This window comes from Chryseobacterium camelliae (assembly GCF_002770595.1).
Lineage (GTDB): Bacteria > Bacteroidota > Bacteroidia > Flavobacteriales > Weeksellaceae > Chryseobacterium > Chryseobacterium camelliae.
On the sequence record NZ_CP022986.1, the window covers coordinates 1929676 to 1950619 of the forward strand.

Consider the following 20944-nt stretch of genomic DNA (forward strand, 5'->3'; position numbering starts at 1 on the left):
ATTTCCTGTGGCCTTTTTTTGGTTTTAATATTATTTCTTAATTAAATTCCCTGCTTTCTGTCCGTTTACGGTAACGATATATATTCCGGGAAGCATATTACCCGGAAGCTGGATTTCCAGCCTGTTCATACCATCCGTTGTTTTAACCTTTTCGGAAATTTCCCTTTTTCCTGTTAAGCTCATCAGTTCAACTATGCCACTTCCTTCCTTACCTTCAAATGACACGGTAAATCTATCCGTGGCAGGATTTGGGCTTATAGTGTAAAGCAGCGCATCCGGAGCTGCCATTTTTCCGGCAGCTGAGGTTCCGCCGCCTACACCTACGGCATTCCAGGCATTGGTAACCTGGGTAACTTCAGTCCCTCCTGCGCCATAGAGATCGGCTGCTGCCTGAAGAGAATAGGTTCTGGCATTCATATATGTGGAAGAAGAAGTAAGATAGGTGGTCAGCGTCCGGTACGCTATAGCAGCCGCTTTGTCCAGTCCGATTCCCGTAACATTGTAGGCAAACCCTTTATCATTTGTTCCGCTTCCTCCGGTTACCAATAAATAATACCAGAAATTAAGTACCCCGGAATTGGTATGAACCCCACAGTAATCATTCGATTGGGTAGGATTTGAGCACCCTGACGTAGTTGTCGCTTTCCAATATTTCCCAAGGTAAGTATCGGGTTGGCCGTATGCATTTGGATCAGCCATATCCCGTATCACATAACTGAAATCTTCTCCCAGTTTCCAACTCGCCTGCGTGGGTCTTGCCCAAAGCTCTATTGAATTCCCGAAAATATCCGAGAAACCTTCATTCAATGCTCCGGATTCTCTCTGGTATGCCAGGTTGGCTGTTTTGGAAGTCATTCCGTGAGCGATTTCATGGCCACAAACATCCAGAGCCGTCAACGGTTTTCCGCCGTTTGTAGAAGAACTTCCGTCACCATATGTCATTCTGGAACCATCCCAGAATGCATTAAAATAATTGGTAGAATAATGTACATAGGACTTTATAGCAAAATGATTGTTATCGATACTTTTCCTTCCGAATTTCGTGTATAGGTAGTCCACGGTCATTTCTGCCCCCCAATGTGCATCAGTAGCATACTGATCCTTATTACTGTTGACGTTATTCCAGCTGTTGTCCGTGTCCGTGAAGTCTACTGCAGAAGAATAGTTGGTTCCTCTTTTCAAATCAAAAGTCTGTACTGCTGTCCCCCCGTTTCTTCCGGTTTCTCTTAAACGGTAGCTTCCGTTGTAAGAATCGGTCATGATGCTTCTGGTTCCGCTATACGCCGTGACAGCCGTTCCCGGAGTATTTACGTCATGGATGATCGCATCAATGCCTAATATTTTTCCATCTTTTGCATCTACAAAAACATATTGCCGGCTTACTGGCTTTTCAGCATAAATGTCAAATTTATAAGCCAGCCTCAGATCATTCATTTTCTCATCGGCAGGATCTGAATAGTAAACGATTTCCCCTTTTGGAGCAAAGCTTGCATTTGTATCATCCGATTCTCTCCTGATGAAATCTTCTTCTTCCTTATTCTGCCATTTGTAGGATTCGGCACCTACAAAGGCCAGAGCATTCTGCAAAGCGATGCTTTCGGAAATTTTAGCACTTTTCTCCAGGTTTTTGGGCATCTTAACAATCCATTTTCCGGATTCTCCCACAATTTTGCCATCTTTGGTCTGTACAGCCATCATTCCGTATTCTACAGGAATATCATTAAGGGTCTGCTGGAACCGGTGGGTTTCATATCCCAGCTGGTCTTTTTCAAATCCCAGCTTCCGGCCCTGAGCTGCAGTAAGCCTCTGAGAAGATTCATCAAATAGTACAGGATTTCCCTGGAAAGCGGGCCGGTCTTTTTCAAACCGCATAAATTCCGCATGAAGGCCATCTTTAGAAGGAACCAGTTTTGACGGAATAGTCTGAGCAAAAACAAATGAAGATACTGCAACACTTGACGCTAAAATAAATTTAATTCTCATAATAGTTGATTTAGTTTTAAAATTAATTAACAAAATAGTCAAACTAAATTAGCAATATAATTATTAAAAAATCAAACAATTACACAAATAAATAAAAATATGATAATTATAACATTCCGTTTAAATGTATTTTAAAAATAAAAAATGATATGATTATTATTTTTACATTAAAATATTAGACATAAAATATCTTTTTTAACATATTAATTTTTCGATATGCTTTGCATTATGATTCAGAATTATTCTCAAATATAAATTGACAAATATTTTTCAGATACTTTTTTTGATAAAATCAGTAATAACCCCATTATTTTTCACTATTTAGATTGAAATAAACATCAATTCCTAAAAACAACCCCATAATTTTAGACTAAAATTTTAAAAATTAAATATTTTTCCTACCTTTACCCCATCAAACTACATAGTCTATCATAAAATATCAGGAAATGATGAATGCAACTGCTGAAATACTCAAAAAGAAAATTGAAAGTTTCCATCCTGACCTATTGGAGACCCTAGCTAAAGTAGTGGAAAAGCTTGAAAACAGAAACCGGCCGACCATTCTGCCTTTTCACCGGGATGAAATTTTATACAGGATTCAATTCCATAATGAGCATCCTCATACTAAGCTGGATTTTTACGAAAATATTTCTGAACTTGAAAAGCTGTATGCCTGAATGAAAGTACTGCTTTCTTCCATTGCAAAAAATGACATAAGACTCCTTATGCGGGTTTTTAATGCGGAAAATAAACATCAGGGATCAGATTTTCTGGAGGAATTGAAAGAGTCGATCAGCTGCCTTGTTCAGAATGCGGCCAGTCATATCCAGGATTATCAGGAAATTTCCACGGTCAGCATGCAAAGATTTCCGGTAACAATCCATTACCTTGTGGAGGATGAAAACCACATGCTGATAACCGCTGTCTTTAAAACATAGAGCTTGGAGAACCTACACTTCCTTAGCCGGATCAGAATACTAATTTCAATTCGAGGCATCAGACATCAGTCAAGCTTAGTTAAACTCCGCACCCTCAGACACTTTACTCTAAAACCCCTAACAACCTACCTCACCGGCGTCCTGAACTCTCCATACCCCATCAGGCCGTCATAGTTCCTGCCGAAAGGAGTGTAATATAAAAATGCCTGGTAAAGATTCTCCGTCTGCCAGAAATTACCGTTTACTTCTCCAAAGTTCAAAGGTCCGTTTGCTTCTTTGGTAGCCAGTATATAATTATAGAAACCTTGTTTAAGATATATCCTGGCAACATATTTTTTAGTCGCGGCATCATACTGCATCATATTTTCTTTGCCGGGCTTAAAATTATTGAACCCACCCAGTACATAAATTTCTTTATCTACAGGATCTGAATCCAGGGAAAAATATACCCACGCATAATCTGCTTCCCGCTCGGCATTCCTCTCAATCCCGAGATCATTCCTCCTGTAATACCAGGCTCCGTTTACATCAGGCTGATACTGGTAGTTCAGCGGAAATGCCCATACCGGATGAAGGTAAGTCTGATTGACACCGTCTTTAATTTCTGTAGCACGGACCATATCCGCTGCCATGTCTATATTTTTATTATCGAAATAATAGAATTCATTATTCCCCGGGAAAACAAGGTTCATCTGCTGGAAGAGCAGCTTATTCCCTAACGTTGAACTGGGCCTCAGGTTTCCGATCATCATATTCGGATTGTTGTTCTGCATGACATTCAGACTTATGGAATTCACATTGGAATTCAGGTCTCCACCCTGCGATACAGCCTGTACTTCTACCCTCTGGTTGACATCCGGATTTCTGGCATCTGCAATACGCGAAACATTGACCCCTAATACTGCATTGTTTTCAACTACATAGAACCTCCTTGTGAATAATGGCCTGTCGGCAGAATCCTTATAGACCACCAGCTCAAAATTCCCTGAAATCTTAGGCTGCATTTTATCATTGGGCATGGTAAGCGTATAATGCGTATAAGACTGCAGAGTGTTGAAGGAATACTGGAACTTATCCAGGAGCCCGTTTAAGCTCCCGTTAGCAAATTCTGTAAAGAAAAGATTATCTTCATTCCAGTTGCGGTCATAATGTTTAAGCGTATACCGGTAAATTTCACTGGCATTGGTAAGATCATCGAAGCTCAGCACCAATTGCTGTCCGAGTTTTACAACCGGGGTTTCATCATTCGTCTGCGGATTGAAAAGCTGTATGCTCTGAATATTCTGCCCGAAGACCAGTCCGCCGAAAGAAAGTAAAAGTAATCGCAAAGTTTTCATTATGACGAAGATAACGAAAAATCGGCATTTCCTTAATAATATCGTATTTTTATCAAAAATTTTAGATCATGTTTCAGATTCAGGGCTTCGTATTTAATTTCGCAAGTGAAAACACCTATATCCTTTATAATGAACAGCAGAATGCATGGCTGATTGATCCGGGCAACAGCAACGAACAGGAAACCAGAGCCATAGAGAATTTCATCAGTGAAAAAGGATTAAAGATCCGGAAAATTCTGCTAACCCACGCTCACATTGACCATGTAATGGGACTGCAATGGGCTTTTGACACGTTCAAAGTTCCCGTGGTCATACATCAGGAAGATAAGGAAGTGCTTGACATGTTCCAGATCAGCGGGATGAGGTTCGGGATGAGTCTTAATCACATCCAAACAGATCTTGAATACATTAACGAAGGCGATGAACTTGACCTCGATGGTGAAACATTTGCTGTTTACCATGTTCCCGGCCATTCGCCCGGAAGTATCGTTTACCACCATAAAAATCAGAAATTCATGATTTCCGGTGATGTTCTTTTTGAAGGCAGCATCGGAAGGACTGACCTGTATAAAGGAAATTATGAACAACTGATCAGCGGGATCAAAAACAAACTTTTCATCCTCGATGATGAAACGCAGGTGTTCTCAGGACACGGAAATCCCACGACCATCGGTTTTGAAAAGCAGCACAATCCGTTTTTAAAATAATATAAACGCCGTGAGATAAAACACCAGGTTTATCATATACATAGTCATCAAAACGCTGTATAGCCTAACCCATCGCGATCGACATAAAACGAAACCGCCGGAAATTTCCGGCGGTTTCGTTTTATAAATTATTTTATTTTAGAAATCCAAAGTAATGGAAGCTCTTACCGCAGCCCCCATAATCGGCCTGGCCATGCGTATATCTCCTGCTCCGGTTAACGGCGATCTCGGATCGCCTTCTGTAATCCCGATTGTGTTGAAGATATTGGTTCCGTCCACCGCAAAGCGGATCTTACCTAACCGATAGGATGTTCCCGCCCCTACTTCAGTAAAAGAAGGAAGCGTATTTTTATCCGAGTTGGCTTCATCCTGGAAGCGTTTTCCGTAATAATTCATACTTACATAGGCCCTCCAGGATTTGGTAATATTCACAGCAGGAGCAATATTGAAATAGAACTTCGGCATTCTCCGCACTGTATTCCCGTCATAATTAAAGGCCGTTCCATCTGCATTTTTTCCTGTAAAATGTTTGTATTTAGGATTCTGAACAGTCCCGTTGAATGTTACTTCAAGTACATTATTGAACAACCTTGCATACCCTTCCAGCTCCACTCCTATATTGGTGGTATTGGCAAATTTATTTTCAGACGTCCCGTCCGAGAATACATCGGTAAATGATAAATTCTTGAGGGTAGAATAAAATGGAATCACAGCAACATCAAAAGTCCTGGAATAATATTTATATCCTACTTCCACCTGATTGGTCGTAACCGGTTTGATTGCAGATAAGCTGTTCATATTGTTATAGTAAGCTTCTTCATTCGGAGACCTGAATCCGTTTGAAAATCTTGCATAAACGGCATTTTCCGTATTGATTTTATAGTTCAGCGCCGTAGTAAAGGAAACCTTGTTCACATCGTAATTCCAGTAGGTATATTTATTTCCTAATACGGACATATTATCATCCGCTGTGGTAGTAGCAAAGCTATGCGTCCCGTCGGTAGTCAGGCCGGAGTTATTCAGGTTACCCGTTGTTGTATTGACACCATAGCCTTTATAAAAATCGCGGCTGTAGCGGATTCCTCCATTAAAACTTAAATCTTCGGTGATGTTATAGTCCAGATTCAGGTACAGGTCATTCAGGCTTCCCTGTATCTGGGAATCCCTGAGCAGGAATGACATATTGGCTACGCCGTTGTAGGTTTTGGAATATCCTGTACTGTTCGGATTTAATGAGGTATCGACGAGATTCAGGAGTTCAGGCCTGTCGGAAGCTGTAGTTAAGATGTTGCTCCAGTTCCAGTATTGGTGAGATCTCCAGTTTGACTTGTAGAAACCTGCCGTCACGTTTCCCTGGTCAAATTTGTAGTTAAACTGTACATCGTTCACAAAATTATTCATCTGCTTGTCTATGGCCCAGAATCCCAGTTTCTGCACATAGGTCGGGTTTACAACCGTACCGTTGCTCACCAGGGAATACTGAAAGGTATTTCCGCTGATCCCATTCGCCAGTGCATAATCAGCGGCACCCTGCGGCCCGCCTGCCGGGAAAATCCCGGTGTAATTCATATTGATATTGGTATACCTCGTTTTATTGATGACAGAGAAATTATTGCCGATATCATATTTAAATTCCGCTCCCAGAACATCCACTTTCGGATGGATCCCGTCTTCCAGGTTCCTGCTGAAAAAGCCGCCCCCTGCCTGAGGTATGTTCAGCTGGCTGATATTCCTGTAGCTGTAGGTTCCATAATTGGCATCAAAACCAGGAAACTCTTTCAGGTCATTCCCATTCTGCGTCAGAGGAATCGGAAGGAAGAATGTATTCCGGTCATCCAGTTTTTTATAGTAGATCTTCACATATCCTTTATCGAAAACATATTTCAGGTTCATCCTGATCTGGCCTCCGTTATTGGCCTTAAACCCTGTTTTCCGGATCCCGTCATCGGTCCTGTAAAAACCTCCGACATTAAAGAATAACCTGTCTTTTACCAAGGCTCCGCCCACATTAATATCCGTACGCATCAGCCCATAGGTGCTGGTTTCCAGCTTTGCAGTTCCCCTGAAGTCGTTGCTGCCCTCCTTCGTAATGAAATTGATCAGTCCACCCGGAGAATTATTGGCAAAAATAGATCCCGAACCTCCTCTTAAAGCCTCCAGCCTGCTCACTGAATTATCCACCCGGAAAAAGTTATCGGCATTGGCAAACTGTAAAGCGCCGTCTTCAAAAACCGGAAGCCCGTCTTCCTGTACCTGTACAAATTCATAGGCCCCGGCAGAAGGGATCCCCCTTGCGAAAAGGTTATTTCCTACTTCCCCTCCTGAAGTCTCCACAGCAAAACCAGGAACCCTTTGCAGCAGGGCAGCCGCACTGATCGGATTTTGCTTCTGGATTTCCTTTGCCGTAAAAGTAGAAATCGCCGTACTGGATTCTATTTTCTTTTTGGGATTTGAATTTCCCGTAATCACCACCTGTTCAATGGATGCGGATCTTGTGGAGTCTTTCGGAACTTCCTGCGCATAAGCATTATTAAAATAAAGCGTAGCCGTTCCTGCAAGCAAGAGGATTGATTTTTTTCTCATAGCTATATTATTTGGTTGATTCTTGATTAACTGTTTTTTAATTTGAGGTATACGCCGTTGGTCCATCCAAAACCGTCCTGGTTAGGATATTCCCCTCCTCCGGCAATGCTTTCCGTATCCAGGGCATTGTACTTTTCCATTAGTTTCCCCGTATTCCGGTAAATCCTTTCTACATTTCCACACCAGTGATCCCTGATTTGTTCAGCCAGTTCGTGAAACCCGTAGTTCTTCATCGATTTAAAGCCCAGCCACTGATACGGTGCCCAGGCATTCGGAAGATCCCACTGCTGTCCGCTGTTTTTGGTAGTCGTTACCAGCCCGCCTGGGTAAAGGAATTCCTGACTGATCTTTTCTGCAACCAATTTCGCCTGTTCCGCATCGGCCAGCCCAAGAAATAAAGGATAAAGCATAGCAATGTGAACCGATGAGGTTACCGCATTTTTTTCCGTGTGATAATCTTTATAAGTCCCGGAATCCGTGTCCCAGAAATAGGTATTGATCAGTTTTCTACGTAAAGCAGCCTTTTCATTGAATTGTTCTTCTTTTTCAGTCAATTGCTGAAGTGCTGAAGATTTGGCCAGCGTTTTTTCCAGGTGCCATAAAAGACAGTTCAGGTCTATTTCTGCCAGATTCAGTGTTTCAATCGTTTGAATATGTTCCCTGTCAGCAAACCACCGGCTGGAAAAGTCCCAGCCTGACTCACAGGCACTCCTGATATTCCTGTAGAATTCCGTCCCCGCATTTTCACTGTCCCTTATATCAATCAGATAACTTTCAGGACGCGGTTCGTTTTCCGCATCATAATACCTGTTGAGGATATCGCCTGAATCCGTTTTCACCACCCGCTTTATCGCTGAGCCATTTTCCAGCTGTGCTTCACCGTTCATCCAGAAGGCATATTCTTTTTCCAGCGTCCCGTAATATGTACTATATATGGATTCATCACCCATGGTTTCAAAAAGCAGATCCAGCATCAGCGAAAAATAAGGCGGCTGAGAGCGGGTCAGGAAATGCGTCCTGCTTCCGTTCGGCACAAAACCGTAGGTATGAATCAGGTAAGCACAGTTTTCAATAATATGCTCCATCATTTCTACCCGTCCCGAAACCTGCAGGCCGAGCATTATGAAATAGCTGTCCCAGTAAAAAAACTCATTAAAGCGTCCTCCGGGAACAATATAAGGTTTGGGAAGCCTGAGTAAAGTCCCTTTTTCTTCATACGAGGTTCTGGTGAGTTCATCCCAGAGCCTTTCGATATGATCTTCAATAAGCAGATGATCCTCTTTCTGAAGGGAAACTTTTGCTCCAAGGAATTCAAAGTTTGAAAGGACAAATTTTTTCAGGTCAAAATCTTTCAGCTGCTTTTCCGTCCGGTATTTCTCATTGATTTCGGTAACCGGAAACAACGGAACGGCATCGGTCATCATTTTCTGGTCTTCAAAAATCTCAGATCTCTGAACATCATCAAAAAGGTCTTGAATTTCGTGTATATAGAGCGGTTGATTCATTGTTAATTTTTAGGTTGTATTTTTAATCTATTCATGATCACAGCAGAAATTATAAGCAGAGACAGCGGAATCAATGACAAATAGAAAGCCTGTTGCCCGCTGAATTCCTGGAATACAAATCCGGTAATCACGGATCCTATTGTCCCTCCTATGGCGGAAAAGACCACGATCAGGCCGGACATTGAACTATGGAGGTATTTAGGAATGGAAGCCAGGATCACCGAGTTGATGCTCGGATAGATAGGCGCCAGCAAACCGCCCATCAGAGGAAACAGGTATACGACTACAGGCGCGTTCAGCCAGGTGGTTCCGGCGCCGATATGAATATTATGCGTTAAAGGCAACACCAGCAGGATACTTACAGCAAAACCCATCACACAGAAAGAAACAACATAGATCCAGCTGAACTTCCTTGAGAAAAATCCTGACAGAAACCTTCCCAACGCAAAAGCTCCCGCGAGAACCGCTCCTGCCTGGATGCTCATAGAAGTCGGCATCTTTAAAATCTCTTTGTAAAAAGTTGGTGTCCAGGTCTGGAAACTTTGCTCTACCAGAACAAAAAGAAAGGCGCACAGCAGGAAAAAAAGTACTTTTTTATATCTGAACAAACTTATGCTGTTTCGTACATCTCCGATAAGATCGGTTTTTTCACTTTTGGCTTCATGCTCATCCAGTTTTGAGAGCAACAGGAATATAAAAGACAAAGCGGAAAGCCCTCCCAGAACCCAGTACACATTCAGCCAATGGGTTGACCCGGGATTATGATCGTCTGTAAACAGGCTGAACATTACATTGCCCATTAATACGCCGATCATAAAAAACCCTTCCAGATAGCCCATGAAACTGGAATGTTCCTTATCTGTAGAAGTTACCAATCCGATGGAAGTAAAAACTGAAATTTTGATTAAAGCGAAGGATACGCCCACAATAGCAAATAAAAGCTTAAAAAACCAGAATGCATTAGCGAAAGGCATAATGAAGCACATGCACGTAACCATCAGCAGCGCAGCCAGCATAGAATTCTTAATTCCTATTTTTGGCAGGAAAGAGGCCAGGATGAAAGAGCAGATGGCAATCGGCAGGTCTTTAAAACCTTCGAGGACACTCGCATGGGACTTGGAAATACCAAAGTTCTGCTGCACCTGCAAGATCACCGTTCCCACCGAATTCAGAAGGATGGCAAAGACAAAATAATTTAAAAACAAAACGGCTTTGATGTTGAAATTTTTCATTCACGTACTTTCTTGCCGGCTAAGATAGAAGCATTTGACTTAACGTTAATTTAACACAGTAAATCAATATTTGAACGATATTAATATAATTATTATTTTAGACCCTTAAATGATATTAAAATAATGAAAGTTGCTTTTGAAAGAATAATCCCTGATGAAAAGAACTCTTTCCGTACCCTGCACAATACAGTACCCATTTCAGGGTTCAGGTGGGAATACCATTACCACCCTGAAATCGAACTGGTCTGCGTAGTAGCCGGAAGCGGGACACGGCATGTAGGATACCACAAGAGCAATTATACGGACGGAGACCTGGTATTAATCGGCTCCAATATACCACATTCCGGATTCGGACTGAATTCTATTGATCCGCATGAGGAAATTGTACTCCAGTTCAAAGAAGAAATCCTCCGGTTCCCACCGCAGGAAGTAGAGGCCAGGTCCATTAAAGATCTTCTGGAACGGTCCCAATACGGAATTCTTTTTCACCGGAAGATCAAAAAGTCGATGCTTCCCAGGCTGAAACTGATGGTAGAAACAGAAGGTTACAAAAGGTATCTCATGCTGCTGGAAATCCTGTTTGAACTTTCCCAGTGCACGGATTACGATCTTTTGAACAAAGAAATCATGCCCTACACTATTATTGCCAAAAACAAAACCCGCCTGGAAAATATATTCACCTTTGTAGAACATCATTATGACCGGGAAATCAATATTGACGAGGTTGCCAGGCTGGCGAACCTTACCCTGCCCGCTTTCTGCAATTTTTTCAAAAAAGCCACGCAGATCACCTTTACGGAATTCGTAAACCGGTACCGGATCAATAAAGCCTGCCTGATGATGGCCCAGGATAAAACCATTTCAGAATGCAGCTACAGCTGCGGTTTTAATAATGTCACTTATTTCAACAGGATGTTTAAAAAGTATACTGAAAAAACACCCTCAGAATTCATGAAAAACTTTTCGCATAACAAAGTAAACGTTGATCTGAATCCTGAAAGAGAAGCAAAAGCCAGAGTTGGTTTCTGAATAAATTACTCTGTGGATAATTGTGGATAACTCTGAATAAGGCCACAGGCCATTTCCATGTAAAAACACACAAAAACACAGTAACAAATCATTGAATATCAAAATATTACATTAATTTAATCCATCAGTATTTTTTTAAATATTTATCCACAATCCGGTGTGGATAAGGGTGTGGATAAGTGTTGGCAACGTGCCGGTAAATTATGGATTAAAAAAGGCTGCCCGATTTTCCGGGCAGCCTGTAAGCTTAGAAATGAAACCTGTTATTTCCACTTGATATTACATCCCATGCTTGGCCTTTGGATTTCTTCCTGCGGTTCTCCGGACAGCAGGTTTTCAAAAGCGATGATCAGGTCTTCGCCGGTTACTTCTTTATGATTCCCCGGTCTGGAATCATCCATCTGTCCTCTGTAGATCAGGTCCAGCTTTTCATCGAAGAAGTAAAAATCCGGAGTACAGGCAGCATCGTATGCTTTCGCTACAGCCTGGCTTTCGTCATATAAGTACGGGAAATCAAATCTTCTTTCGATCTGGAATTCGATCATCTTTTCAGGGGAATCAGCAGGATATTTTTCTGCATCATTCGCGTTGATAGCGATGAATTCTATTCCTTTTTCCTGATAATCTTCGTACAGTTCATTCAGCTTGTCAATCACATGAAGGACGAACGGACAATGGTTGCACATGAAGATAATCAGTGTCCCTTTCTCTCCTTTCAGCTCATCAAGAGACTGTAATTCATTGGTTGCAGATGGGTTGGGAAGTTCGAAAAAAGGTGCTTTGGTACCTAATTCCACCATATTTGAGGGCGTATCCATATCTTAATTTATTTATCAGCAAAGATAAAAATTTCTTTCAGTAATTGCATTTGTAGAAGGTTTTAACATATTGCGAACTGTTAAAATTTAAAATTTATTTGGAGGCTGTATTAAAAAGTTAGTAGTTTTGCTAACACTGTTAGTAAATCATTATGGGCTTACACGAACGCCGTCAACGGGAAAAAGAATCTATACGCGCCAATATTCTGGATGCGGCTTTTTCTTTGGCTAAAACCGAAGGCTGGGGCGCTCTGTCGATCAGGAAGATTGCTGACGCTATTGAGTACAGTGCACCTGTAGTCTATGATTATTTTGAAAATAAGGAAGCCATTTTATTCGACATTTCTCTGAAAGGGTTTAATTTATTGCATAAAGAACTGATCAAAGCTAAAGATCGGTTCGAAACCCCGGAAGAGCAGCTGACTGCCGTTGTGGATGCCTACTGGAATTTTGCTTTTAAAAACAAGGAATATTACCAGCTGATGTTTGGTGTTGGGATGCAGTGCTGCGGCAAAGGCCAGATGAAACAGGAGGTTTCTTCTTTCCAGGATATGCTTTATGACTGTACTTTTGAAATCATACAGAAAAAAGGCTCCAATCCTGAAAGTGCCTGTAACTCTTCCCACGCCCTGTTTTCAGCAGTACACGGATTGATTTCCATTATGATGATGCGTAATGGAGATATTCCATCCACCATGAATAAGACAACCCTTGATGAAACCGTTTCAGCTTTCATAAAGTCATTGTAATTTTTTTTTGAATTTTAAATTAACACCGTTAGGAATATTAACATACAATTTAAATACTGATTATATATCGATATTATTTATTTACTGTCCATTATGAAGCATTCAATCACATAACTATTTCCTCTATTATTTTTTTAGTTATTACTTAACACCGTTAGGTAAATTAACATTCAATTAATAAGACACACTATTATAATCCATAACATACATTAAAAACCCTGAACTTATTATGAAACAATCTGTAAAAACCAGGATCATTCTTCTCTTATCCGGTATTATTCTTTTGCAGAGCTGCACGAAAGCAGCAGAGAACACTGCCGCCGCACCACCTCCACCCGAATTACCGGTATATACTGTTATTACTTCACCTGCTACCGTTTACCAGGAATTTCCTACTGCGCTGGAGGGCAAAAACAATGTTGAAATCAGATCTCAGGTAGACGGTTACCTTGATAAAATCTATGTGGAAGAAGGTGCCTATGTCAGAGCCGGACAGCCTCTGTTTAAAATAGACTCACGGGCGTACGGTGAACAGATGCATATGGCACAGGCTAACCTGCAGGTTGCCAATGCCAATATCCAGAAGGCTAAAGTAGAGGTCGACCGCCTGGAGCCGTTGGTTGCTGCCAAAGTGGTTTCCGATGTCCAGCTGAGAACTGCCAAAGCCAATTATGCTGCTGCCGTTGCCGCGGCTTCCCAGGCCAAAGCATCGGTTGGCGGTGCAAGGATCAACGTAGGGTTTACTACCATTACCGCTCCGGTTAGCGGATACATCGGGAGAATACAGTACAAAAAGGGAAGCCTGATTTCCAGGAATGATGCTCATCCTCTAACGCTCCTTTCGGACATCAGTGAAATCTATGCTTATTTCTCACTGAGCGAACTGGATTTCATCGGTTTCCAGAAAACTTATGCAGGAGCAACTCTTGAGGAAAAGCTTAAAAACATGCCGATGGTAGACCTGATTATTGCCGATAACAGCCTATATCCTCAGCGAGGTGTGATGAAAATTGTTGACGGACAGTTTGATAGATCTACCGGAGCCATCAGCGTACGGGCAGTTTTTCCTAATCCAAACGGGGTTCTCAGGACTGGAAATACCGGAAGAATTCGGATGCCTCAGCTGTTTTCCAACGCTGTAGTGATCCCTCAGGAATCCACGTTCGAAATCCAGGACAAAACCTATGTATACGTAGTAGGAAAAGACGGGAAAGTGAATGGAACACCTGTAAAAATATCAGGAAAAACAGAAAGCTATTATTTCATTTCAGAAGGGCTGGCCAAAGGGGACAAAATTGTATTCACCGGCATCGGCAACCTGAAGGACGGCGTTTTGATCAAGCAAAAACCAGTTTCTTCTGACAGCCTGCTGAAGGCTAAACCTTTGTAGGCCTTTTCTAAGCTTCAACAACATTAAAAAATTAAACCATCCCATGTTAAAACAATTTATAGAAAGACCGGTACTTTCAACCGTCATCTCCATTATCCTGCTGCTGCTGGGGGCGCTGTCGGTATTCAATCTTCCGATTACCCTTTTTCCGGATATTGCCCCGCCCAGCGTTCAGGTAACTGCATTTTACCCCGGCGCCAATGCGGAAGTTGTGGCCCGTTCAGTGGCAACGCCCATTGAAGAAGCCGTAAACGGTGTGGAAAACATGACGTACATGACTTCCAACTCCAGCAATGACGGTACGATGACGCTCAGCGTATTCTTTAAGCAGGGTTCAGATGCAGACAATGCTGCCGTTAATGTACAGAACCGGGTATCGAAAGCCATGAGCCAGCTTCCGCAGGAAGTGGTGCAGGCCGGAATTTCTACCCAGAAAGTGCAGAACAGCATGATTATGTTTATGGGTTTAACCAGTGATGACCCTAAACAGTATGATGAGCTTTTCCTTCAGAATTATATGAAGATCAACATCATTCCCCAGATCCAGCGTATCCCGGGTGTAGCCCAGGCACAGGTATTCGGGACGAGGGATTACTCTATGAGGATCTGGTTGAAGCCGGACCGATTGGCTGCCAACAACCTGTCACCTCAGGAAGTTCTGGCCGCAGTGAGGGACCACAACCTGGAAGCCGCACCGGGCCGCCTCGGGCAGGGAAGCAAGGAAACTTATGAATACATCCTTAAATACAAGGGGAAACTGAATAAAAACGAAGACTACGAAAATATCACGATTAAAGCGAATAATGACGGATCTTCCCTGAGGCTGAAAGATGTGGCAAGAGTGGAATTCGGTTCCTATACTTATACTGCGGCCAACAGAGTGGATGGGAAACCGGTGTCCGGTTTTGCTATTCTGCAGACGGCAGGATCCAACGCTAATGATATCCTGACTGAAATTGAAAAGCAGGTAGACCAGTTTTCTACCACACTGCCTAAGGGAGTAAAGCCGATCATCATGTATAATTCCAAAGATTTCCTGGATGCATCCATCCATCAGGTTGTGGAAACGCTGGTGATTGCATTCATCCTGGTATTTATTGTGGTGTATATTTTCCTTCAGGATTTCAGGTCCACTTTAATCCCCGCCATTGCGGTTCCGGTAGCTATTATCGGTACTTTCTTCTTCCTCCAGCTGTTTGGTTTCAGCATCAATATGCTGACCCTGTTTGCTTTGGTTCTGGCGATCGGCATTGTGGTAGATGATGCCATTGTCGTGGTAGAGGCCGTCCATTCTAAAATGGAACACACCAGAATGCCGGTAGACCAGGCGACTACGCATTCGATGAGCGAAATTTCCGGAGCCATTATTTCGATCACCCTCGTGATGTGTGCCGTATTTATTCCCGTAGGATTCATGCAGGGCCCGGCAGGAGTCTTTTATCGTCAGTTTGCATTTACCCTGGTTATTGCAATTATGATTTCAGCGGTGAACGCTTTAACGTTAAGTCCTGCTTTATGCGCCCTGATTCTGAACGATCCTGAGCACGGCAGTGAAGGCCACGGAAACAAAAAAGGCTTCGGAGCCAGGTTTTTCAGGGCATTCAATACCAGCTTCAATAAGATGACCAACAAATACATCTACAGCCTTAAATTCCTGATCAAAAATAAATGGGTTGCTGTAGGAGGCCTTGCGCTCATTACTTTAGCAAGCGTATTCCTGATCAGGAAGGCACCTTCAGGGTTTATTCCCACCGAAGACCAGGGATTTGTCCTGTATGCCGTAAATACGCCTCCCGGAAGTTCACTGGAAAGGACGCATAGGGCTACGGAACAGATCGACGCAATTGTAAAAGGGGAAAAGGCAACCAATCACCTCTGGGTTGCCGACGGCCTCAACTTTATCAGCAATGCCAATGCTTCACCATATTCAGCAGGTTTCATTAAACTTAAAGATTATGAAGACCGCGGCGAAATGAAAGATCCGGACCAGATTGCGGCTGCGCTGACCGGTAAGGTAAGCCAGGTAAAAGACGCCAGCGCCTTCTTCTTCAACTTCCCTACGGTTCAGGGCTTCGGGAATGTTTCCGGCTTTGAGTTCATGCTTCAGGATAAAACAAACGGGTCTTTTGAGCAGCTGGGCAAAACTACGCAGGCTTTCATCGGTGAACTGATGAAACGTCCGGAAATCGCATTTGCCTTTACGACATATGCCGCCGGGAACCCTCAGTACACCATTGATGTGGATGCGGATAAAGCCAACCAGCTGGGCGTTTCGGTAACGGAACTGATGCAGACGATGCAGATCTATTACGGAAGCAGCTTTGTATCGGATTTTAACCGTTTCGGAAAATATTACCGGGTCATGGCTCAGGCAGATATTCCCTACCGTACGGATGCCAATTCCCTGGAAGGCATCTATGTGAAGAACAACATGGGTGAAATGGTACCGGTAAAAACCCTGGTAACCCTGCAAAGGACCTTTGGCCCGGAAACCGTTACCAGAAACAATCTGTTTAACGCAGTGACGATCAACGGAACCCCAAAACCCGGCTACAGTACCGGGGATGCCATCAAAGCTGTGGAAGAAGTAGCACAGCAGTCCCTGCCGAGAGGCTACGGTTATGAATGGACCGGTATTACGCGTGAAGAAATCAAGACCGGAGGACAGACTGCATTTGTATTCCTGCTGAGCATCCTGTTCGTGTATTTCCTGCTGGCGGCGCAGTACGAAAGCTATATCCTGCCGTTTGCTGTGATCCTTACCGTTCCTACGGGAATCTTCGGAGTCTTTGCTTTTACGGGCTTAGCCGGGATTGATAATAATATTTATGTTCAGGTCGGACTGATCATGCTGGTCGGATTACTGGCTAAGAATGCCATCCTGATCGTGGAATTTGCCGTCCAGAGGAGAAAGGCGGGAAAAACATTGATTGAATCTGCGTTACAGGCATCCAGGCTCCGTCTGAGACCGATCCTGATGACCTCATTCGCTTTTATTATCGGTATGCTTCCGCTGGTATGGACGCAGGGAGCCGCCGCGAAGGGGAATCACTCCATCGGCATCAGTACAGTAGGCGGAATGTTTACCGGAGTAGTCCTGGGGATTTTTATCATTCCTGTAATGTATGTGATCTTCCAGTACCTGCACGAAAAAATGCCGAGCAGAAAAAAGAAAAAGCTTCAACGACAGAAACTGCTGGCTGCAGCTAACTGAGACTGTTTATGACAGGCAGGAAACGATTTGTAAAAATAGTAAGCCGTCAATCATCATCAGGATATTTCGGGATAAAACCATACTAAACTATGTAACATTATGAAAAAAGTAAAAAATATCATTATAACATTTGCAGTGGCATTGGGATCTGTTTCATGTGTGTCTAAACTGGCTTTTAAAGAGCCGGAGACCCATCTTCCCGAACAGTTCCAGTATACGGCTACAGCGGATACCGCAAGTATTGCGAACCTTCAATGGAGAGAGTTTTTCAGTGATCCGGTCCTCCAGAAACTTATTGAAAAGGGCATCCAACATAACTACGACCTGCAGATTGCCTTACAGCAGGTCGCTTCTTCACAGGAGCGGCTGATGCAGGCCAGATACCTTCAGTATCCGGATATCGGATTCGGTGTTGCTGCACAGATTTCAAAGCCTTCAAAGAACAGCATGAACGGCCAGAGCCTGAACCTGTTCCTGGGCCAGAACCATGTGGAAGATTACAACGCCGCTTTCAACCTTTCCTGGGAAGCGGACATATGGGGGAAAATCAAAAACCAGCAGGAAGTATCCAGAATGCAGTACCTTCAGACCTATGAAGCGACCAAGGCTATCCAGACCCAGGTGGTTGCGGCCATTGCACAAGGTTATTACAACCTGCTGATGCTGGACAAACAGTTACAGATTGCACAATCCAATCTGGAACTGAGCCGGAATACGCTTTCCATCACAGAAAAAATGTGGCAGAGCGGTGATACGACTTCTCTGGGCGTCCAGCAGGCTACTGCCCAGAAACAGTCTACAGAGTTTCTAATTGCCCAGCTCGAGCAGAATATTGCCATTCAGGAGAACGCACTGAGCATCCTGGTAGGTGAAAATCCGGGAAAAGTTAACAGGACGCTTGAAATGTCCGATACTTCCCTGCCCCAGCATATTTCTGCTGGGTTGCCTGCTGCAATGGTGAGCCGCCGTCCGGATGTACGCCGTCAGGAACTGGCTGTGCTGGAATCCAATGCCATGGTAGGCATTGCCCAGGCCAATATGTATCCTGCACTGAGGATTACTGCAAACGGTGGCGTCAATTCATTTAAATTTGACAACTGGTTCCAGATGCCGGCATCCCTGTTCGGTTCGGTTTTGGGAGGGCTTACCCAGCCTATTTTCCAGAAGAGGCAGTTGAAAACAGACCTGAATGTCGCTAAAATCCAGAGAGAGAGAAATGTACTGGCCTTCCGGCAGTCGGTTTTAAATGCGGTAGGTGAAGTTTCTGATGCCCTGGTATCCAATGAAAGCCTGAAGATCCAGGAACAGAAAGCATCGGAACAGGTGACTACCCTCAAAGATGGGATCAAAAGCGCCGAAATGCTTTATAAAGGAGGAATGGCCAATTACCTTGAAGTCATTACCGCACAGGGAAATTCCCTGCAGGCTGAATTGAATCTGGCATCCGTAAAAAGACAGCGCCTGAGCAGCATTGTCGATCTGTACCGGGCCCTAGGCGGCGGATGGAAATAATGAACGCATCAAAAACTATTGATTATATTGTTAGAAAGTGTGGCCTTCCGGGGCCGCATTTTTTATAAACTTATAGAATAAAAAATGTAGAAGATTTAAGGAAACTTAATTTCTTCTCGTGGGATAAAAAACCCTTTAATACAATTTAAGTTTCTAATACAAATTTGGATATGATTTTTAGTTTGTATACCAGCTCCTTCGTATGCAGGACCACCTTCAGTAAAAATACCTCTTGAAGTATCGAATCTTCTTATCTTACTAAAGCCTTTTTTATCTTCATCACTTTTAATTCCATCTTCTATTTTTTGATGCAGATATTCAATTACAGCACAATCTAATTCCCTCAAAAGTAAATCTTTATGCTCATCTTTCTTCACGTCCTTATTTTTTGGAAGTTTTTTTCCTGCAAATTCTATATCCTCCTTAAATAATTCATAGTATATACAAAGGATATCTATAAATTTAGAATCTGTGAAATCAAGACAATAATCTAATTGGTAAACTACGCCAAGTATGGAAGGTTTAGTAATCTCTCCACGACTAAATTTGTCTTCTGACCACTTTAGAGCTCTTTCGTAATTATTTTCCCAAACGTAAAACCCATGACCAAGCCAATCAAACTTTTCTTGACTTTTTTTGACTTTATTTGGAGACATAACTAACTCATCACGAATAGATTCATCACATCCATGGAATCCGATCATTAGATTAGGTCTACTATTGTAAATCAACTTAAAAAGTTATTTCTCTGTAATAAACCTCTGAAGATTGCCATATGCTCTAGTAAAATCCTCATTTTTGTTAAGTATTTTTGCAGATTGTAAGGATATCATAACCTTAGCCCTATCTTTTTTCTTAGTCTTAATATTTTTAGCGAGTGCTTTCAATAATTTTATTTGATCAGTTTCCATATGTATTTTTTGAAATTTTAATTGCTATATACAAAGTAACATATTCTAAAAATAAAAAACAATACAATAATAATCAAATCGTTATATATCTTATAGAACTTTCTTAATCCCTTCAATTAGCCAATCAAAATCACTTGGTCCATATCCTAATGGCAGGTAATAAATATCATCCGCTTTGCGGTACCAGGTCAGCTGGCGTTTTGCGTACCTCCGGCTGTTTTTTTTGATCTCGGAAACGGCAAAATCCAGCTCCCATTCCTCGTTAAAATATTTAAAGAGCTCAGAATAGCCCACAGTATTCAGTGCGGTCAGATGTTTGAAATCTTCCAGCCTCTTGGCTTCTTCCAGGAGGCCGTTTTCCATCATGATGTCCACTCTTTTATTGATCCTTTCATATAAAGCTTCCCGGGGAGCCTCAATTCCGATACGGATTACGTTAAAGTCCCTTGAGGCCTGAGAAGCGGAGATGAGATCAGAATATTTCGTCTGGGTCTGCCAGATAACGTCTATAGCACGCAGGAGCCTCCTGTGGTTATGGATGTCCACCACTTCAAAATAGGCAGGGTCCAGGTCTTTCAGTATCTCCTGAAGTTTTTCGATACCCTCATTTTCAAGAATGACCCGCAGTTTTTCCTGGTTTTCCTCATCAGCTTCCGGAAGGTCATTCAATCCTTCCAGTACAGCTTTTTCATACATCATGCTGCCACCGACCAGGATAACGGTATCGTGAGAGAGAAAAAGTTCCTGGAGTTTCTGTAAAGCGTCGTGTTCGTACTGCCCGATAGAATAATAATCCTGAATGGAAAGATTGCCTATAAAGTGATGCACCGCCTCTGACAGTTCCTGCTCAGAAGGAGATGCCGTACCGATTTTCATTTCCCTAAAAAACTGCCTGGAGTCGCAGGAAATGATTTCAGTCCCGAAATGTTTTGCCAGGTCAATTGCCAGCCTCGTCTTACCAATTCCCGTGGGGCCTACTACAGAAATCAAATTTTTCATCCGTTCACGTTCATTATTATATCTGCCAGATAGAATC

The 20944-nt window shown here is 42.7% G+C and carries 17 protein-coding genes; 8 read left to right on the forward strand and 9 right to left on the reverse strand.

The genetic code is table 11. The features are described from left to right. Positions 1-30 precede the first annotated feature (30 nt). Positions 31-1983 carry a M4 family metallopeptidase gene (locus tag CGB83_RS08780; protein WP_100075456.1) on the reverse strand — a complete coding sequence of 651 codons (1953 nt, stop codon included), beginning with the start codon at positions 1981-1983 and terminating at the stop codon, positions 31-33. Positions 1984-2429: 446 nt separating this feature from the next. Between CGB83_RS08780 and CGB83_RS08785 the strand changes: the two genes are divergently transcribed. Beyond that, positions 2430-2660, forward strand: a complete 231-nt coding sequence (locus tag CGB83_RS08785; RefSeq protein WP_100075457.1) for a hypothetical protein — start codon at positions 2430-2432, stop codon at positions 2658-2660. Continuing rightward, the gene (locus CGB83_RS08790) at positions 2661-2921 is read left to right on the forward strand and encodes a hypothetical protein (protein ID WP_100075458.1); all 261 of its coding nucleotides are present in this window, start codon (positions 2661-2663) and stop codon (positions 2919-2921) included. A 125-nt stretch (positions 2922-3046) separates the two neighbouring features. Here CGB83_RS08790 and CGB83_RS08795 read toward each other — a convergent pair whose 3' ends face one another. Further along, positions 3047-4258: a type IX secretion system plug protein gene (locus CGB83_RS08795; protein WP_100075459.1), complete on the reverse strand. Its 1212-nt coding sequence runs from the start codon at positions 4256-4258 to the stop codon at positions 3047-3049. 68 nt (positions 4259-4326) lie between these two features. Between CGB83_RS08795 and CGB83_RS08800 the strand changes: the two genes are divergently transcribed. Next, positions 4327-4965, forward strand: coding sequence for an MBL fold metallo-hydrolase (locus CGB83_RS08800; protein ID WP_100075460.1), 639 nt, complete (start codon positions 4327-4329; stop codon positions 4963-4965). Between the two features lie 138 nt (positions 4966-5103). On the opposite strand, the gene CGB83_RS08805 is transcribed toward CGB83_RS08800, so the two are convergent. From CGB83_RS08805 to CGB83_RS08815, 3 genes are read right to left on the reverse strand one after another with little or no spacing between them, the layout of a single operon-like run. Continuing rightward, entirely contained in the window at positions 5104-7548 is a 2445-nt protein-coding gene (locus CGB83_RS08805; protein WP_100075461.1) for a TonB-dependent receptor, read from the reverse strand. A gap of 26 nt (positions 7549-7574) precedes the next feature. Then, positions 7575-9053, reverse strand: a complete 1479-nt coding sequence (locus tag CGB83_RS08810) for a trehalase family glycosidase (protein WP_100075462.1) — start codon at positions 9051-9053, stop codon at positions 7575-7577. Between the two features lie 2 nt (positions 9054-9055). Beyond that, positions 9056-10285 carry an MFS transporter gene (locus tag CGB83_RS08815; protein WP_100075463.1) on the reverse strand — a complete coding sequence of 410 codons (1230 nt, stop codon included), beginning with the start codon at positions 10283-10285 and terminating at the stop codon, positions 9056-9058. 123 nt (positions 10286-10408) lie between these two features. Here CGB83_RS08815 and CGB83_RS08820 point away from each other — a divergent pair, with 123 nt between their 5' ends. Continuing rightward, positions 10409-11314, forward strand: coding sequence for an AraC family transcriptional regulator (locus tag CGB83_RS08820; RefSeq protein ID WP_100075464.1), 906 nt, complete (start codon positions 10409-10411; stop codon positions 11312-11314). A 263-nt stretch (positions 11315-11577) separates the two neighbouring features. Here the strand turns inward: CGB83_RS08820 and CGB83_RS08825 are convergent, their stop codons facing one another. Next, a complete protein-coding gene (locus CGB83_RS08825; RefSeq protein WP_100075465.1) occupies positions 11578-12132 on the reverse strand; it encodes a thioredoxin family protein in 555 nt (184 codons plus the stop codon). A gap of 152 nt (positions 12133-12284) precedes the next feature. Here CGB83_RS08825 and CGB83_RS08830 point away from each other — a divergent pair, with 152 nt between their 5' ends. The 4 genes from CGB83_RS08830 to CGB83_RS08845 all read left to right on the forward strand — a co-directional run bounded on the left by CGB83_RS08830 (position 12285) and on the right by CGB83_RS08845 (position 18997). Then, on the forward strand, positions 12285-12881 hold the full coding sequence (locus CGB83_RS08830) for a TetR/AcrR family transcriptional regulator (protein WP_100075466.1): 597 nt from the start codon (positions 12285-12287) through the stop codon (positions 12879-12881). A gap of 229 nt (positions 12882-13110) precedes the next feature. Further along, on the forward strand, positions 13111-14271 hold the full coding sequence (locus CGB83_RS08835; protein ID WP_100075467.1) for an efflux RND transporter periplasmic adaptor subunit: 1161 nt from the start codon (positions 13111-13113) through the stop codon (positions 14269-14271). Positions 14272-14314: 43 nt separating this feature from the next. Beyond that, a complete protein-coding gene (locus CGB83_RS08840; RefSeq protein WP_100075468.1) occupies positions 14315-17485 on the forward strand; it encodes an efflux RND transporter permease subunit in 3171 nt (1056 codons plus the stop codon). A 99-nt stretch (positions 17486-17584) separates the two neighbouring features. Continuing rightward, positions 17585-18997: an efflux transporter outer membrane subunit gene (locus tag CGB83_RS08845; RefSeq protein WP_100075469.1), complete on the forward strand. Its 1413-nt coding sequence runs from the start codon at positions 17585-17587 to the stop codon at positions 18995-18997. Positions 18998-19092: 95 nt separating this feature from the next. Here CGB83_RS08845 and CGB83_RS08850 read toward each other — a convergent pair whose 3' ends face one another. From CGB83_RS08850 to miaA, 3 genes are all read right to left on the reverse strand, one after another. After that, entirely contained in the window at positions 19093-19701 is a 609-nt protein-coding gene (locus tag CGB83_RS08850) for a hypothetical protein (RefSeq protein ID WP_228420144.1), read from the reverse strand. 36 nt (positions 19702-19737) lie between these two features. Further along, positions 19738-19908: a hypothetical protein gene (locus CGB83_RS20145; RefSeq protein WP_157761378.1), complete on the reverse strand. Its 171-nt coding sequence runs from the start codon at positions 19906-19908 to the stop codon at positions 19738-19740. A gap of 90 nt (positions 19909-19998) precedes the next feature. After that, the gene (gene miaA, locus CGB83_RS08855) at positions 19999-20907 is read right to left on the reverse strand and encodes a tRNA (adenosine(37)-N6)-dimethylallyltransferase MiaA (protein WP_100075470.1); all 909 of its coding nucleotides are present in this window, start codon (positions 20905-20907) and stop codon (positions 19999-20001) included. Positions 20908-20944: the final 37 nt, after the last annotated feature.

What these genes read in the sequence shown, in the direction of transcription:
- CGB83_RS08780 (WP_100075456.1), bottom strand. Translation starts at nt 1,983, where the DNA reads ATGAGAATTAAATTTATTTTAGCGTCAAGTGTTGCAGTATCTTCATTT.
- CGB83_RS08785 (WP_100075457.1), top strand. Translation starts at nt 2,430, where the DNA reads ATGATGAATGCAACTGCTGAAATACTCAAAAAGAAAATTGAAAGTTTC.
- CGB83_RS08790 (WP_100075458.1), top strand. Translation starts at nt 2,661, where the DNA reads ATGAAAGTACTGCTTTCTTCCATTGCAAAAAATGACATAAGACTCCTT.
- CGB83_RS08795 (WP_100075459.1), bottom strand. Translation starts at nt 4,258, where the DNA reads ATGAAAACTTTGCGATTACTTTTACTTTCTTTCGGCGGACTGGTCTTC.
- CGB83_RS08800 (WP_100075460.1), top strand. Translation starts at nt 4,327, where the DNA reads ATGTTTCAGATTCAGGGCTTCGTATTTAATTTCGCAAGTGAAAACACC.
- CGB83_RS08805 (WP_100075461.1), bottom strand. Translation starts at nt 7,548, where the DNA reads ATGAGAAAAAAATCAATCCTCTTGCTTGCAGGAACGGCTACGCTTTAT.
- CGB83_RS08810 (WP_100075462.1), bottom strand. Translation starts at nt 9,053, where the DNA reads ATGAATCAACCGCTCTATATACACGAAATTCAAGACCTTTTTGATGAT.
- CGB83_RS08815 (WP_100075463.1), bottom strand. Translation starts at nt 10,285, where the DNA reads ATGAAAAATTTCAACATCAAAGCCGTTTTGTTTTTAAATTATTTTGTC.
- CGB83_RS08820 (WP_100075464.1), top strand. Translation starts at nt 10,409, where the DNA reads ATGAAAGTTGCTTTTGAAAGAATAATCCCTGATGAAAAGAACTCTTTC.
- CGB83_RS08825 (WP_100075465.1), bottom strand. Translation starts at nt 12,132, where the DNA reads ATGGATACGCCCTCAAATATGGTGGAATTAGGTACCAAAGCACCTTTT.
- CGB83_RS08830 (WP_100075466.1), top strand. Translation starts at nt 12,285, where the DNA reads ATGGGCTTACACGAACGCCGTCAACGGGAAAAAGAATCTATACGCGCC.
- CGB83_RS08835 (WP_100075467.1), top strand. Translation starts at nt 13,111, where the DNA reads ATGAAACAATCTGTAAAAACCAGGATCATTCTTCTCTTATCCGGTATT.
- CGB83_RS08840 (WP_100075468.1), top strand. Translation starts at nt 14,315, where the DNA reads ATGTTAAAACAATTTATAGAAAGACCGGTACTTTCAACCGTCATCTCC.
- CGB83_RS08845 (WP_100075469.1), top strand. Translation starts at nt 17,585, where the DNA reads ATGAAAAAAGTAAAAAATATCATTATAACATTTGCAGTGGCATTGGGA.
- CGB83_RS08850 (WP_228420144.1), bottom strand. Translation starts at nt 19,701, where the DNA reads ATGATCGGATTCCATGGATGTGATGAATCTATTCGTGATGAGTTAGTT.
- CGB83_RS20145 (WP_157761378.1), bottom strand. Translation starts at nt 19,908, where the DNA reads ATGGAAACTGATCAAATAAAATTATTGAAAGCACTCGCTAAAAATATT.
- miaA (WP_100075470.1), bottom strand. Translation starts at nt 20,907, where the DNA reads ATGAAAAATTTGATTTCTGTAGTAGGCCCCACGGGAATTGGTAAGACG.